We start from the raw sequence: 14,803 nt of genomic DNA on the forward strand, positions 1-14,803 counted from the left end.
CCGTGCCCCCGCCTGCGCGACCCGTGACGCGGCAGCGCACTGGGGGTACTCTCGCCCGGAGACAGCACCAGGCACCTCCGACGGCCCCGCACGTCAGAGCACGAGGCCCAGCCCAGCGGCCGCATCGACTCCCTTTCGTCACGGCAATACAGTCCTGCACCACAGCCATCAGGGAGGCACGGGCCGGAAAGGAGATTCAGGTGAACCTGCCTATCGTCTCCCGCGTGTCCACGCAGTCGGTCGATCCGGCGGACCGCATCGACTTCTGGGAAGAACACAACCGCCAGGCTCTGGTGGGCTTGACATGCTCGTCGTACTCGCGGGAGGGCCTGCTGGCCACGGAGACGAACGTCGAGCTGGGAGACTTGCGGCTGGCCGAGATCGCCGGCAACGAGCACGTCATCGAACGGACCCCACGGACCTGTCGGACCCTGCCGAAGGACTCGATCTTCGTCACGCTGTTGACGGCAGGCAGTGGGGTGTTCTTCCACGAGGGCGGCTGCGTCACCCTGCAGACGGGCGACCTGATTCTCTACGACACGAGGCGGCCCTATCTGTTCGGGTTCCCCTCTCCCATGCGTCAGTTGCTGGTGGACATCCCGCCTGAGGTGTTCGCCGCGCAGTGTGCCCCCGGCGAGGTGACCGCACCGATACTGCTCGGCAGGGGGTCGGCCGCCGAAGGTGCCCAGGCTTCCGCACTGGAGGCGGTACTGGCCGACTGGGTCACGGGGCAGGGCGGCGAGGACTCGGTCAGCACCCAGGCCACCGTGCTGGACCTCGTCCGTACGCTGGCCGCACCGCGGCTGGGCGGTTCCGCGTCGCCCGCCATGCTCTCCCAACTGGCGGTGGCCAAGGACTACATAGCCCGGCACCTTACCGACCCCGGGCTGAGCTCGGGGATGGTCGCGGAGGCGATCGGAGTGTCCGCGCGGCACCTGAGCCGTATCTTCCAGCCGACCGGGGTGAGCCCCTCCCGATACATCCTCGAACAGCGGCTCGGCAAGGCCCGGCAGGTCCTCGCCGATCCGAGCTCCCGCCATCTGACGATCGCCGAAGTCGCCCACTGCTGGGGATTCGCCAGCCAGGCCCACTTCACCCGGGTCTTCCGGAGCCGCTTCGGCCGCACTCCCGGAGAAACGCGCCCGTTCAACAGCTGAACCGGTGTCTGCGGGACAGTGTGCGTGCACCCATCGGACGGACCGAACACCCGTCGCGGTCGCCGACCTGACGCGACCGCCGTTCACCCTCAGTCGCATGTTGGTCGTCCGTCCAAGACACTGCGCTACGGTATGGGTGAATACGCGTCTCGATCACACAACCGCACGGCCGGCCCGCACGCCCCGTTGGGCCGACTCAGGAAGTGGTTCGACGACGAGTTCCTCTCCAAAGGCGTCTTCCAGGCGATGAACTCAGTGGGACGAACCGTGCCCGCGACCATCCCGGCGATGGCGCGGGTCGCCACCCGCGGCCTCTCGACCCGCACCTACACGGACATCCCCGTCCGCACCACCCCCGCGGACGACATCACTCTGTCCACGGCATCGGAACGCGACAGCGCCTACATGGCGGTGCACATGTACAGGGGCACGTCGTACCAGCGCTACTTCACGCAGGCGGAGCGCATCTTCGTCGCCCATGAGGGGCGTCCCCACCGGGGCAAACTCCACACCCGCGACGCCGAACACCTCGCCGCTGCCCATCCTCGCTTCCACGAGTTCCCTGCACCGCGCGACCGGCTCGACCCCGACCGGCGCTTCACCGATCCGTATCTGCGCAGGGTGCCGGGGGAATGATCAAGCGCCTCGTCCGACGGGCGATCTCGTATCGGCTACGGCGTTGCTGTTATGGTGCTGGCGGAGGAGGTCGGACGTTCCATGGCAGAAACCGGTCCTGCGCGAGCAGGCACGAGCGCATCGGCTCGGCGTTCGCCGGGGCGGCCGCCCGTGCCGTTGGAGCGCATCGTCGCCACCGCACTGCGGATCGTGGAGGAGGAGGGCTCCGACGCTCTCTCGATGCGGACACTGGCCCAGCGTCTGGGCTCGGGCACGGCGACGCTGTACCGGCACTTCGACAACCGGGCAGCTCTGGTCGCTCATGTCGTGGACCGCATGTTCGGCAGCGTGGAGCTGAACGGTGACGAACTCCTCGCGCTGGGCTGGGAGCGGGCGCTGCGGACGGTCGCGCACACCATGTTCGACGCCTTGGCCCGGCACAGTAACGCGGCACGCCTGCTGGTCGAGCAGATTCCCATGGGACCGAATGCCATGGCATTGCGGGAGCGCTGTGTCGCGGTGCTGCTCGACAGTGGTTTCCCGCCGCGAGTGGCCGCGTACGCGTATGCGACTCTGGCCCGCTACGTCCTCGGGTTCGCCGTGCAGGTCAACGGGCATGGCGGCGCAGGACAAGCCGACGACGCAGAGTCGGCGGCCGTCTTTCAGAGCGTGGATCCCGACCTGTTCCCGGCCACCGTGACCGTGGCCGGGGTGATGCCGGTTCCGATCGAGGACGAGTTCTCCTTCGGCCTCGAACTTCTTCTCAGCGGGCTTGCCCACCTGCGCGACGACGCCTGACCGAGCGACGTGATCACTAGGACAGGTTCTGGAAACGGACCGCTCCCTCCGGCAGATCCCGCTCCGTGGTCAGCGGCAGCTCCACAGAAGTGAGCATGTCCCGGTAGCGTTCCGCCAGTTGGGAAGGCTGCTTTCTGCTGAAGACCACCAGCTCCCGGAAGTAGCCGGTCCCGATCCGCCGTGCATGGCGCGACCAGCGCAGAGGCACCGCGTTCTCCGGTGCCACCGTCACGCCGATCCCCTCGACCGCGAACAGGAGCGCCGCCGACACCTGACCGGTGCGCGCCACGGCGCGCGGAGTGAAGCCGAAGTGGCCCACCAGTCGGTCCACCACTTCGCTCATGCCCTGTTCCTGCTCGTAGAGCACCCAGTCGGCAGCAGCCAGTTCGGCAGGGCTCGCCGATGCGTCCGACGGGTACTCGGCGGAGCCGATCAGCACCATCTCCTCGTACCCGAGGGAATGGACGGGCCCTTCCCACAGGTGGGGTCGCGGACCGACCGCGATGTCGCCCTGTCCGCTGCGCATGGCCTCTTCGAGGTCCCGGCGGTGTGAGTAGTCGTGCAGCCGCAGCACTGTCGAGGGATACGTCGAGTGCCAGCGGGCCGCGGAGGGCGGCAGGATGCCCGAGGCGACTGACCGTACGGTCAGGACGTGGACGTCGCCTTTCCGGCCCTCGACCACCTCGCGTACCGAGTCCCGGGCGTCCTGGACGACACGGAGGACGTCCTGCGCCCGCGGCAGGAAGACCCGGCCGGCGGGTGTCAGCGTCACCCCCTGCCGGCCACGTTCCAGCAGAACCGCACCCAGCTCTTTCTCCAGAGCACCGATCTGCTGGGAGAGCGAGGGCTGAGTGACATAGAGCCGCGCGGCCGCTCCGCTGAAGGAGCCCGCCTCCCACACCGCGAGGAAGTACTCCAGCTGACGTAGCTGCATCTGATCAAGCTACTGGAGCGGGCGCCGCCCGCCCCGCATGCGGCGAGCCGACAGCGCCCGGCGAGGTGACGCGGAGCCGTGCGGCCGCGCTGCTGACGGGGGTCATGCCGTGACCACGACCCTGCTGTCCTTGCGGGCCAGTCGGGTCAGCAGGTAGTCGACTTCGCCGCGGGCACGCGCAGACAGTGCCGCCCCGGGCTTGCGCTGGGTGTCGGAGGCCAGAATCCCGCGGCGGTTCATCACGTACTTGCGTACGGCCAGGCCGACGCCCGGTTGCTGTTCATAGCGCAGCAGGGGCAGGTGGGCGTCGAAGACGTCATGGGCGGCGTCCCGGTCTCCGGCGGCGGTGTGGCGTACCACGTCGACGAGGAGTTCGGGCACGCAGTAGCCCGTCATGGCACCGTCGGCTCCGCGCTCCGTCTCGAAGTCCAGGAAGAGTCCGCCGTTTCCGCACAGAATCGACAGCCGGGGCATCGCTCCGTCGGCCTGCAGCTGCCGGAGCGTACTGATCTTCTCCAGGCCCGGCCAGTCCTCGTGCTTCAGCATCACGCATCCGGGCGCGGCACCGGCGATGCGGGCGATGACGACGGGGGACATGACGACGGAGAACGAGAGCGGATAGTCCTGGATCACGAACGGCACGTCCTCGCCGATGGCGGCCGAGGCTCCCTCGTAGTAGCTCACGATCTGGTCGTCGGTCCGCAGCGTGTTCGGCGGGGCGATCATGACACCGTCGGCACCGGCTGACATGACGTCAGCCGTCAGGGCCCGCATGGCGGCGTAGCCGGGTGCGGAGACGCCCACGACGACGGGCAGGTCGGTGCGCTTGATGACGTACTGGACGATGCGCACGCTCTCTTCGTGGGAGAGCTTGGGGGCTTCACCCATCTGGCCCAGCAGGGTCAATCCGGTGACACCGGTGGATGCGTAGAAGTCGATCAGCCGGCTGAGTGAATCGAAGTCGATCGCACCCGATTCATCGAAAGGCGTCGGTGCGATGGCGTAGACGCCGGTGGTGTCGCGGGACAGCGCTGCCATTTCTGCCTCCTTGAATTCCGATGCCTGCTTTCAGAGGCTCGCGATGAGACCGCCGTCGACACGAATGACCGAGCCCGTGATGTAAGAGGCCTGACTGCTTGCGAGAAAAGCAACGGCAGCGGCGTATTCGCGCGGTTCACCGTAGCGGCCCACGGGGATCGAAGCGACACTCTCGGCGGAGATCTCCTCGACGGACCTCCACTCCCGCTCGGCCTTGGCCTGGTCCAGGAACTTCGTCCGCTGGGTGCCGATCCGGCCGGGAACGACCATATTGCAGGTGACGCCGTCGGCCGCTACTTCCCGGGCCAGCGTCTTGGACCAGCCGAGCAGGCTGCCACGCAGGGCGTTCGACAGTCCGAGGTTGGGTATGGGGGCGATCACGCCGGAACTGGCGCTGGTGATGATCCTGCCCCAGCCGCGGCTCCTCATCAGCGGCGCGACCCGGTCGGTGATCGCGATCACCGACATCACCATGGACCGGAAGTGCTGCAGCCAGATCTCCGGGTCCTGCCCGCCCACCGGCGAGGGCGGCGGTCCTCCCGTGTTGTTGACCAGGATGTCCACAGGGCCGAGAACCCCCTCGACCGTCGTGATGTGCCGGTCGATCGCGTCCAGATCCCCGAGGTCCCATTCCAGGGACACGGCCTTTCCACCCGGGCCGGCCACCGCTTCGACGGTGCGCTCGGCAGCCTGCGGACTGATGTCCGCCACGGCGACACCGGCGCCCTCCGCGGCGAGGGCCTGCGCGATGGCGCCGCCGAGACCCCCACCTCCGCCCAGCACCAGTGCGGTCTTGCCTGAGATTCCCAGATCCACAGCTTCACTCCTCGGGCGGGGCCCCGTTCCTCGGCCGTACGGCCGACGGCGATGTGCTCCGTTTCCGGACGACTCTGCCATGGGCCTGCGGTGAGCCTCCAATAGGAATTCATCGCGATGCGTATAAGGGATGCCTATGCGTCGGGGATGGGAAATCGGCGTTGCCGACGTGCACGATGGTGTGGGGAAAGAATGGTCTCGATTCGCCGATTCCCGACGCATGCCCATGGCCGTGACTGGAGGCCCCTATGTCCTTGCCGAAAACCATGCGGGCCGCGGTGCTGGGTGCACCCGGCACCCTCGCGGTCACGACGCTGCCTGTGCCGCAGGTGGGGCCGGAGGATGTCCTGGTGCGGGTCCGCAGGGCGTCCCTGTGCGGAACGGACCTGAAGATCCGAAGCCGGCACTTCTTCAAGGACGGCGGCCCCGCTGCGGGCGAGTTCGTCCCGGGCCACGAATACGCGGGCGTCGTGGCCGCGGTGGGCAGCGCCGTGAACGAACTCCGCGTCGGGGACCGCGTCGTGACGGAGGCTCACCGCGGCTGCATGCGCTGCGCCAACTGCCTGGCCGGGGCCTACACGGACTGCCTCAACTACGGCCTGCGGCACACCGGGCACCGAGCGCAGGGGATGACCGTCAACGGCGGCTTCGCACAGTACGCGCTCAATCACGTGGCCACCCTCCACCGGCTGCCGGACACAGTCGACTTCGACGAGGCGGTCGTCCTCAGCACCGTGGGTACCGTGATGCACGCATTCGACGTGCTGGACAGCCTTCTCGTCGGATCCACCGTCGCCGTGCTCGGTCCCGGGCCCATAGGTCTCCTCGCGACACAGGTCGCGCGTGAACTCGGCGCGAGGACCGTCGCCCTGGTCGGCACCCGGGAAGCGAGACTGGCCATCGGCAAGTCCTTCGGCGCGGACCTGGTCGTCAACTCCCGGGAAGAGGACGCCGTTGCCGCCGTCCGGGAGGCGACCGACGGGATCGGTGCCGACATCGTCCTGGAATGCTCGGGCGCCCCGAGTGCGGTGGACGACGCCCTGCGCATGGCCAAACGGTCGGGGAAGGTCGTCCTGGTCGGGTTCTTCGAGCAGCCCGTGCAGGCCGACCTGAACCACGCCGTGATGAACGGCATCTCGATCCAGACGGTCCGAGGGGAGGGCACTGGCTCGCTGGCCCGCGCCGTGGCCCTCGCGGCCCGCGGTCGGCTCCGCACTGCGGAACTGGTCACCCACCACTTCGCGTTGGGCGACGTCTCAGAGGCGTTCGACACCTACGCCGAGCGCCGGGGCAACGCCATCAAGGTCATGCTGGACATCTCCGAGGACCCGGAGCCCGTCCGTGCCCGGTGACGGAGCAGGCCCGGCGCCCGACGTCCCGGCAGCCGGGCGGGAGAAGGCTGCGACCGCGATGGCCGAGGCCGCCGCAGCCTGGCTGGGCAGCCTGAGCGAGGACCAATGGCCGCTCGCCGCCTACGACTCTCCGCTCCACCCTGATGCGGAGGCCGAGCGGTTGCGCTGGTTCTACACCCCCACGGAACACGGCGGGCTCGCCATCCGGGACCAGAGTGCCCGCCAACAGAGCCTGGCCATGCGACTGGTGGCCACCGGACTGTCCATCGCGGGCTACGCCACGGTCACCACCGTGATGGGTCTGGAGAACGTACTGGACCGGCTGGAAGGATGGACCGCTCACTGGGGCCGCCCGCGCGGGCGGGACCCCGGCCTGTACTGGCTCAGGGTCTTCGGCCGCCCTGGCGGACGCATATGGGCATGGCGACTCGGCGGCCACCACATCTCCCTGAACAACCTCGTCGTCGCCGGCCGGCTCGTCTCCACAACCCCCTGCTTCATCGGCGCCGACCCGGCCACGACCGAGCTGATCGGAGGCACCCTGCGCCCCCTCCAGGGCCCCGAGGACACCGCGCGCCAACTTGCCCGCAGCCTCGACGCGGACCAGTTCCAACAAGCTCTGCTCCATCCTTCCGCCGTGTCCGACATAGTCTCCGGCAACCGGCCACACGTCCGACACGGCGACACGATGATGCACATGCAGGACCTGTGGCGGGGGCAGTTCGAAGATCCTGACCTGGACCGGCTCGTCAACGACATCGACCGTCGGGCGGAGGCGGGCAGCGGGTACACCGAGAGCGACCATGCGCGCGTGGCCATCACGATTCCCCCCAAAGGCATCAGCGGCCGCGATCTCAACGAAGAACAGCGGCACCTGCTGCGCCGTCTCGTGGCCCTCTACACCGGACGGGCACCCGAGTTCCTCGCCGACGCCTACGACACCCACTACGCCTCTGACACGGTCCTCGACCTGGTCCACTTCGGCTGGGCGGGCAGCACGGAGGTCGGGGAGCCGCACTACTACCGGGTGCAGGACTCCCGCATCCTGATCGAGTACGACAACACGCAACGCCACGCGAACCACGCTCACTCGGTGTGGCGTGACCTGGCCTCCGACTTCGGACTGGACGTGCTGGCCGAACACCGGGCACACATCGCACACGAGTGAGGCGTGCTCGCGGAGCGCCGTACGCCCCTCGTGCCGCCGCGCTCCATCAGCCCGCGAACACCTTCGTTCACGCAGGACGGCCCGGGATCCGTTACTCGGCAGAGCGGCGATTGGGAGCGCTCCCGAAACTGCCTGCAACTCGGGTCACCCGGCGGACACCGACGCTCTTCAGGCCGAATCACGGACCTGCAACTCCGTACGGAGGATGACGTGGCGGTAGGCCACCGACGGCTCGTCCATGTCCTCCAGGAGCAGTCGGATCATGGCCCGGCCCATCTCCTCCAGCGGCTGACGCACGGTGGTCAGGGGCGGATCGGTGCGCTGAGCCAGCGGAAAGTCGTCGAAACCGATCACGGCGACATCCCCCGGCACGCGCCGTCCCACCGCACGCAGTGCTTGCAGTGCCCCCGCTGCCGTGGTGTCCGACGCGGCGAGTACGGCGTCGATGTCGGGGTGCCGTTCGAGGAGTTCGGTCATGGCGCGGCGCCCGCTGTCCTCCGTGAAGTCGCTTTCGGCGACCAAGGACTCCTCGTACCTCAAGCCGGCCAGCGTCAGAACATCCTGGTAGCCACGCAGCCGGCACTGGGAGACGTGCATGTCCAGCGGCCCCGTGATGGTGGCGATCGCTCTGCGGCCCCGCGCCAGCAGGTGGGAGACGGCGCTGCGGGCACCGCCCACGTTGTCCGCGTCCACGTAACTGACGTACTCGTCGCCCGAGCGGCGCCCCAGCATCACGGTCGGCAACCGTGCCTCGGCGAGCATGTCCGGCAGCCGGTCTCCCGCGCGCACGGACAACAGCAGGACTCCGTCGACCCGGCCGCCGCGGGCGTACTCCAGGAAGCGCTTGCGCTCGGTGTCCGAGCGGACCAGGGTCAGCATCAGTTGCATCCCGGTGTCCGTCAGCGCGTCCCCGAGTGAGCGGACGATCTCCGAGAAGAACGGCTCGGAGAACACCCTCCAGTCGGGCTCCGTCAGAACGAGAGCGACGGCATCGGTGCGCCGCCCGGCCAGGGAGCGGGCCGCGAGATTGGGAACGTACCCCAGTTCCTCGATGGCTCGCTGCACGGCTTCGCGCGTCGACTCCTTCACACCGGCCGCGTTGTTGATGACGCGGGAGACCGTGCCCCGCCCCACCCCGGCGCGAGCGGCCACCTCTTCCAGCGTTGGCGTATCGGGGCGTCGCCTGCCCATGACCACCTTCCCCACGAGATCATCCGATCTTACGGGGCGAAGGAAGGGGGGCACACGGCTTCCAGGCGTGACCTGTGCTTTCTCGGCCAAGAGGCGGTCGAGGTGCCGACTCGGCAAGGAGCCGCGGTCTGAGACGATGGCGTCATGGGTGCCGATGGCCTGCGTTTCCCTGATCCTCCGGCTCATGAGCCTGATTTCGAGGACGACTTCAGCGTTCCGCAGCTCAGGAAAGACCGCTGGGTCGATCACTATCTGCCCCACTGGACGTCACCCGAGCGGTCTCGGGCACGCTACGACATCGACGATTCGGGGCTGCGGCTGCGTATCGACGCCGACCAGCCGGACTGGCGCGAGGAAGACGCTCCGCTTCGTGTGTCCAACGTGCAGACCGGGGTCTTCTCCGGTCCGGTGGGTTCTCACCGGGGTACACACCGACACCGTTCCGACGGACTCGTCGTCCGCACGGAGACCCCCGAGCGGCTGCTGTGGGCGCCCACCGCCGGGCGTGTGGAGGTGACGGTGAGCGCGAGCGTGGATGAGGGGTGCATGCTCGCGGCGTGGCTCGTGGGGACGGAGCATCTGTCGGAGGGGGAGAGCGGTGAGATCTGTGTCTTCGAGATCGACGCCGACGCCGTCGGCGAGGAAAAGAGCCATGCCCGGTGCGGGGTGAAAGCGCATTCAGACGGGCGGTTGACAACTGACATGACGGAAGTCGTCCTTCCCCTGGACGCCTCGAAACCCCACACCTGGACGGCTGTGTGGGGGCCGTGGGGCACGATCATCGGTTGCGAGGGCGTCATGGTGAAGCGGATGCGCCAGTCTCCCGCCTACCCGCTCTTCTTGATGATCGACCTTTTCGAGATCGGTCCTCGCTCGGACTCCGAGACCGTCTACCCGAAGACCGCTCGCGTCCACTGTGTGCGTGGGTGGGATGCACTCGACCAGCCGGATACGGACGCCTCGTGAGAAAGGCGGGACCCGCCCCTCCGGCACAAGGGCCTGGTGGGCGGGTTCCGGGTGGGCGGATGCGTCCTGAATACGTCACGCGGTGGTGCAGGAAGTGCCGTTCAGGCTGAAGGCGGCCGGCTTGGCGAAGCTGCCGCTGTAGGAGGCCTGGAAGCCGAAGGAGACCTGGCCGCCGGGCGCAAGAGACGCGTTGTGTGCCAGGTTGCCGGCCGTGACCGCTCCTGACGACGGAGAGATTCCGGCGTTCCACGCGCTCGTGATCGTCTGCCCCGCGGGCAGCGTGAACGCGAGATTCCAGCCGTTGACCGGCGAGGAACCCGTGTTGGTCAAGGTGACATCGGCGGTGTAGCCGCCCTGCCACACGTTGGTGCTGTAGGCCACCTTGCAGGCCGCTGGTCCGCTGGGAGTGCCGGGGCCGCCGGGGGTGCCAGGGGTGCCGCCACCGAGGTTGACGGTTGAGGAGAACGAGTTCACCGCCAGTCCCGCGCCGTTCCGCCACGGCTCGAAGCCTGCCTGGACGCTCGTCAGGTACCAGTCGTTCTGCGCGAGTCCGCGGGAGACGGCCTGCCGGACGAAGTCCATCGCGTCGAAGCTCCAGCTGTCGATCGCCGACGGGGCGACGAAGGACAGCACGTCGTTGGAGCCGTTGCTGCCCGACCACACCTGCCAGCTGCGTCCGCCCACGCTCGCCGTGCCGACCTGGGAGCCGATGGGCTGGATCGGGCCCACCTTGTTGAACCAGATCATGATCTCGGTCCGGTTCACGCCGTCGGTGCGGGGCGTCGGGTCCAGCCAGATGTCGTACGAGGCGTTGTACGCGACGTCGCCGCCCACGTAGCCGTAGGAGATGCTCGTGGGAGCGTCGGTGATGGAGCTCAGCCGCGCCGGGAGCTTCGTGCCGGGGGAGCAGTTGGTGTAGTGGCAGCCGTTGTACACGGACGGGTAGGACTTCGGGGCGCCGTTCGTCGGGACCGAACCGTCGGCCTGGGCAACCCTGAAGCCCGAGTCCGTGACGGTGATGCACTGGGGCTGGCTGGTCCCCCAGCGGTTGTTCTGCACGACGTAACGGCCCTGGATGGTCGTGGAGCCGAATGGCTCGCAGATCGTCGTGTCGGCGTGCGACGTCGAAGCGCCGGTGAGAAGCGCTGCCAGCGCGACGAGTGAGGTGAGCAGCGCACCGGACAGGGCGCGCACCCTGTGGGCTTGCTGACGTGATGGTTGCATGCGGCTCCTCCGCAATGGATGTGGGGGAGAAGAGCACCCACGAATGGGAGCGCTCCCAATTCTTTCTTGGAAGGGGACCGTAAGGGGCGGATCATGTACCTGACAAGACGATGGGTGTGGGCCTCTCAAGCGGTCCCGGAACTGCAGGTCGTTCGGGCGGAGGGCAACTCGATGGCCTTCCGGCGCTCGGCCTCGCGCTGCGACGCGTCGTTCTGGCCGGGTCTCATCCATGCCGCTGCCGTCCGATGCTGTCTGCTGTTGCGAAGGCGAAGAAATGGGTGGTCACCGGGCGGCCCCCGTATGGGTGGGGGCCGCCCGGCGGGTGACCCCGTCTCCTGGTGACGGGGTCGCGCACGCGGAGCCTCAGCGGGGGGCTATTCGAGGAGTTCCGCGTACGAGCCCATGGCCAGTGCGATGTCCGCCTGGGCCCAGAACCGGTGGTACGTGAAGGACGGCGCCGCTCCGCCGGCGAGATAGCTCTCGATCTTCGACCAGGCGGGGTCGTCCTCGTAGAAGGAGCGGATCGAGTCGAACGTCGACGACGAGTTGATCGCGTCACCGTTCGGCATCGTGCCCGTCCAGCCGCTCGGGACGTAGACCGGGTCGTCGAAGCGGTTGTAGTCGGCGCGGGTCTCCGGGACGGCGATGCCGAGATCGGTCTGGTGGTTGTCCCACATGCCGTCCAGCAGTTTCTTCGCCGCGGACGCGGCCTCGGTGTCACCGGAGCGGTCGGCGTAGTACGTCAGGGTCTTGGCGTACGCGGCCGCCACACCGACGTCGTTGGTGTAGTCGGTGACCGTGACGTGCAGGCCGTTGTTCGCGCTCGGACTCGACGGGTTCCAGGTGTCGGGCTGCCCCGACCACTGGAGCGTCGAGGGGATCCGGAAGGTGCCGTCGGGGTTGAAGGTGGTCTTGGACAGCGCCCAGTCGACCCACTTGTCCAGGACGGCCTTGGCGGTCGCGTTCCCCGTCTGCTGGTACAGCTCGGCGACGCGCTCCATGGACCACGCCTGGAAGCCGAACCACTGGTTGGACGGCGGGTCGTGGTAGACGGGCTTCTCGTCGTAGTACATGCCGTAGAAGGTCGACTTGCCGGCCGGCGGGGTGGCGTACCGGCCCGCCCAGCTGTTGGTCGCACCACCGGCGATGGCGCCCTCGTTCGACTGCAGCCAGCGGTAGAACTCCAGCTGCCGGTCCATCGACTTGGCCCAGTCCGCCTGCCCCGTCGCCGACTTGGGCTTCAGTGGCGCGTAGTTGGCGAGTGCGTGGGCTGCGAGGGGGTTCTGGTAGCCGCCGTGGGCGTGGCTGGAGCCGATGCGCCAGGACCAGCCCGCCGAGGTGTCGGTGGCACCGCCCCAGGCGTAGTACCAAGAGAGCAGGTACATCGAGGAGTCCTTGCCAGTGCCCGCCGGGCAGGTCGACGGGCCGACGCAGTTGCCGACCTTCTTGAAGTACTTGTCGAACATCGCGTAGCGCAGGTAGTCGCCCATCTTCGCGGCCTTCGCCACGGTCGCGGAGATGTCCGACCCCTTGCCCTGCTGCTTGGCCCAGATGTCGGCCCAGTAAGCGGCCTGCACGGCACGTGCGTCGGCGTCCGGGGCGTTGGTGAACTTCCACTGCTTGGCGTAGGAGGCGTCACCCGTGAACAGGTCCAGGTAGCCGTTCTTGCCGCCGTACTTGAAGGCATCGCAGGTCGGCTGCGGCACCGTCTCCCACACCGACTCCTGCGCGCCGCGCTGGAAGGTGTTGATGTACGACGGACCGGTGTCCGACGGACCCGCCTCGCACTTGCCCGGCGAGTTTCCGAATCCGTAGACGTTGTCGACGTCCTGCAGCCAGTGCATGCCGTAGACGTCGTCCGTGCCGTACGCCGACTTCAGCTCGCCCGCGATCGGATCCCGACCGGCCGCGACGGACGGGTCGAGTTTGGCCGGGTACTCGTTCGGGGTGTCCAGCTCGGGTGCGTACGTCGCCGGCTTGGAGGGGTTGTAGAAGGAGTTGGTCGGCTGGTCGGCCTTGGTGGGGATCATGTACTTCTCCATGATCTCCCAGGCGCCGTTGAACTTCGACCAGTCACCGGTGACCTTGCCGTACATCGCCTGCAGCCACAGGAGGTAGCTGTAGGCCTCCGACGTGGTCTCATGGCCGTGGTCCGGCGCCTCGACGATCAGCGTCTCGACCGAGTGGTACGGGATGCCCTCGGGGGAGAAGTAGCCGTTCGCCGGGTTGGTGATCTTCCCGTACAGCTCCAGGAAGCGGGCGTCGTAGTCCTTCGTCGCTCCCAGCTGTGTCACGGTGACCGAGGCCTTCGCGTGGCCGGGGGCCGTCGATTCGAAGGTCGCCGCGCCCGTACCGGAGCTGTCGGCGGTGATGGTCACCTTCTGGGCGGTGTTCCAGTTCGTCGGCGTGAAGGTCAGTGAGGCGCCACCCGTCACCGAGAGGCCCGAGTTACCGCCGGCGCGAGCGGTCGCAACCGTCACGTTCGTGCTCGGCTGCTTCGACAGCTTCACCTCGTACGTGCCCGTCTTGCCCTGCTGGATCCCCAGTTGGGTGGGCGTGGCGACCACTGTGGGCCCGGAAGCGACGGTGATGCCGACGGGCGTGGACGATGCCGACGCGCCCATGCTGTCGTAGGCCTTCGCGACGAGCGAATGACTGCCCACGGTCAAACTTGAGACCGAGAGCGAGTACGGCGCCGACGTGTCCGTGCCCAGCAGCGTGGTGTCGTCGTAGAACTCCACCTTGCTGATGGTGGCGTTGTCAGCGGCCGCGGCGGTGGCCGCGAGCGGGACGGCGTTGCCCTGCGAGTAGACGGCGCCGGCTGTCGGACTGGTCAGCACGGTGATGGGAGGCTGGTGGGCGCCGGTGCAGCTGGTGCCGTTGACCGCGAAGTTCGTGGGGGCGGCGTTGGAGCCGCTGTAGCTGAACTGCGCACCGGTGCTGACGGCGGCGCCGGCGGCGATCCGCCCGTTGTAGCCGGCGTCCTTCACGGTGATGTTCTGGCCGGACTGCGACCAGGTGCCGTTCCAGCCGTTGCTCAGCTTCTGGTTGCCCGAGTAGCTGTACGTCAGGGTCCAGCCGTCGATGACGTCCGTACCGCGGTTGGTGATCGTCAGGTCCGCGGTGAAGCCGGAACCCCAGTCGTTCGTCTTGTAGTCGACGCTGCACTGAAGCGCCGCTGCCTGGGCGGGAGCCGAACCCGTGGCCAGCAACGACAGGGGCAGGGCTAAAGCGGTCGCCACGGCGGTCCATACCCGCCGAACGGCTCTGCGTTTGCGTCCATGAACTGGTTCCTCCTAGCGGCTTGCGGCTCGGGGAAGGACAAGTCTTGGCCAGTGGGAGCGCTCCCATCATGGGGACGCGGGTGGTGGCGGTCAAGACGCTTGAAGAGTCGAAGGCTCAAAGCGGTTTAGTTCAAAGAAAGTTCAGCGGCACCTCTGGGCAACCGCGCCACTCGGCGCTACCTTCCTTCGCACCAGTGGGAGCGGTTCCAACCAGGCGACGCGCCGGTCACGGCGCGCTCAACTGCAAGGAGTCGCTCATG

The 14,803-nt window shown here is 68.0% G+C and carries 11 protein-coding genes and 1 pseudogene; 6 read left to right on the plus strand and 6 right to left on the minus strand.

What is annotated here, in order from left to right; all coding sequences use genetic code 11:
• Positions 1–200 precede the first annotated feature (200 nt).
• From ACSUPV_RS37710 to ACSUPV_RS37720, 3 genes and pseudogenes are all read left to right on the plus strand, one after another.
• Positions 201–1,157 carry a helix-turn-helix domain-containing protein gene (locus tag ACSUPV_RS37710; RefSeq protein WP_436949515.1) on the plus strand — a complete coding sequence of 319 codons (957 nt, stop codon included), beginning with the start codon at positions 201–203 and terminating at the stop codon, positions 1,155–1,157.
• Between the two features lie 135 nt (positions 1,158–1,292).
• A pseudogene (locus ACSUPV_RS37715) lies at positions 1,293–1,793 on the plus strand (D-arabinono-1,4-lactone oxidase); the annotation flags it as partial.
• Positions 1,794–1,943: 150 nt separating this feature from the next.
• Complete coding sequence (locus tag ACSUPV_RS37720) at positions 1,944–2,570, plus strand: TetR/AcrR family transcriptional regulator (RefSeq protein WP_436949983.1); 627 nt, start codon at positions 1,944–1,946, stop codon at positions 2,568–2,570.
• Between the two features lie 16 nt (positions 2,571–2,586).
• Here the strand turns inward: ACSUPV_RS37720 and ACSUPV_RS37725 are convergent, their stop codons facing one another.
• The 3 genes from ACSUPV_RS37725 to ACSUPV_RS37735 all read right to left on the minus strand — a co-directional run bounded on the left by ACSUPV_RS37725 (position 2,587) and on the right by ACSUPV_RS37735 (position 5,358).
• Complete coding sequence (locus ACSUPV_RS37725) at positions 2,587–3,504, minus strand: LysR family transcriptional regulator (protein ID WP_436949516.1); 918 nt, start codon at positions 3,502–3,504, stop codon at positions 2,587–2,589.
• Between the two features lie 102 nt (positions 3,505–3,606).
• On the minus strand, positions 3,607–4,542 hold the full coding sequence (locus tag ACSUPV_RS37730) for a dihydrodipicolinate synthase family protein (RefSeq protein ID WP_436949517.1): 936 nt from the start codon (positions 4,540–4,542) through the stop codon (positions 3,607–3,609).
• Between the two features lie 30 nt (positions 4,543–4,572).
• On the minus strand, positions 4,573–5,358 hold the full coding sequence (locus tag ACSUPV_RS37735; protein ID WP_436949518.1) for an SDR family oxidoreductase: 786 nt from the start codon (positions 5,356–5,358) through the stop codon (positions 4,573–4,575).
• Positions 5,359–5,606: 248 nt separating this feature from the next.
• On the opposite strand from ACSUPV_RS37735, the gene ACSUPV_RS37740 reads away from it, so the two are divergent.
• Together ACSUPV_RS37740 and ACSUPV_RS37745 are read left to right on the plus strand one after the other, a co-directional pair.
• Positions 5,607–6,710, plus strand: a complete 1,104-nt coding sequence (locus tag ACSUPV_RS37740) for a zinc-dependent alcohol dehydrogenase (RefSeq protein ID WP_436949519.1) — start codon at positions 5,607–5,609, stop codon at positions 6,708–6,710.
• Positions 6,700–7,878, plus strand: coding sequence for a DUF3500 domain-containing protein (locus ACSUPV_RS37745; protein WP_436949520.1), 1,179 nt, complete (start codon positions 6,700–6,702; stop codon positions 7,876–7,878). The genes ACSUPV_RS37740 and ACSUPV_RS37745 overlap by 11 nt, the downstream gene beginning before the upstream one ends.
• A gap of 168 nt (positions 7,879–8,046) precedes the next feature.
• On the opposite strand, the gene ACSUPV_RS37750 is transcribed toward ACSUPV_RS37745, so the two are convergent.
• On the minus strand, positions 8,047–9,069 hold the full coding sequence (locus ACSUPV_RS37750; RefSeq protein ID WP_436949521.1) for a LacI family DNA-binding transcriptional regulator: 1,023 nt from the start codon (positions 9,067–9,069) through the stop codon (positions 8,047–8,049).
• A gap of 144 nt (positions 9,070–9,213) precedes the next feature.
• Between ACSUPV_RS37750 and ACSUPV_RS37755 the strand changes: the two genes are divergently transcribed.
• Complete coding sequence (locus ACSUPV_RS37755) at positions 9,214–10,035, plus strand: hypothetical protein (protein ID WP_436949522.1); 822 nt, start codon at positions 9,214–9,216, stop codon at positions 10,033–10,035.
• Positions 10,036–10,110: 75 nt separating this feature from the next.
• Here the strand turns inward: ACSUPV_RS37755 and ACSUPV_RS37760 are convergent, their stop codons facing one another.
• Positions 10,111–11,259, minus strand: coding sequence for a GH12 family glycosyl hydrolase domain-containing protein (locus ACSUPV_RS37760; RefSeq protein WP_436949523.1), 1,149 nt, complete (start codon positions 11,257–11,259; stop codon positions 10,111–10,113).
• 374 nt (positions 11,260–11,633) lie between these two features.
• A complete protein-coding gene (locus ACSUPV_RS37765; protein ID WP_436949524.1) occupies positions 11,634–14,501 on the minus strand; it encodes a glycoside hydrolase family 48 protein in 2,868 nt (955 codons plus the stop codon).
• Positions 14,502–14,803 lie beyond the last annotated feature (302 nt).

Origin of the sequence: Streptomyces sp. SudanB52_2052 (genome assembly GCF_964272415.1) — a bacterium.
GTDB classification, from domain to species: Bacteria; Actinomycetota; Actinomycetes; order Streptomycetales; family Streptomycetaceae; genus Streptomyces; species Streptomyces olindensis.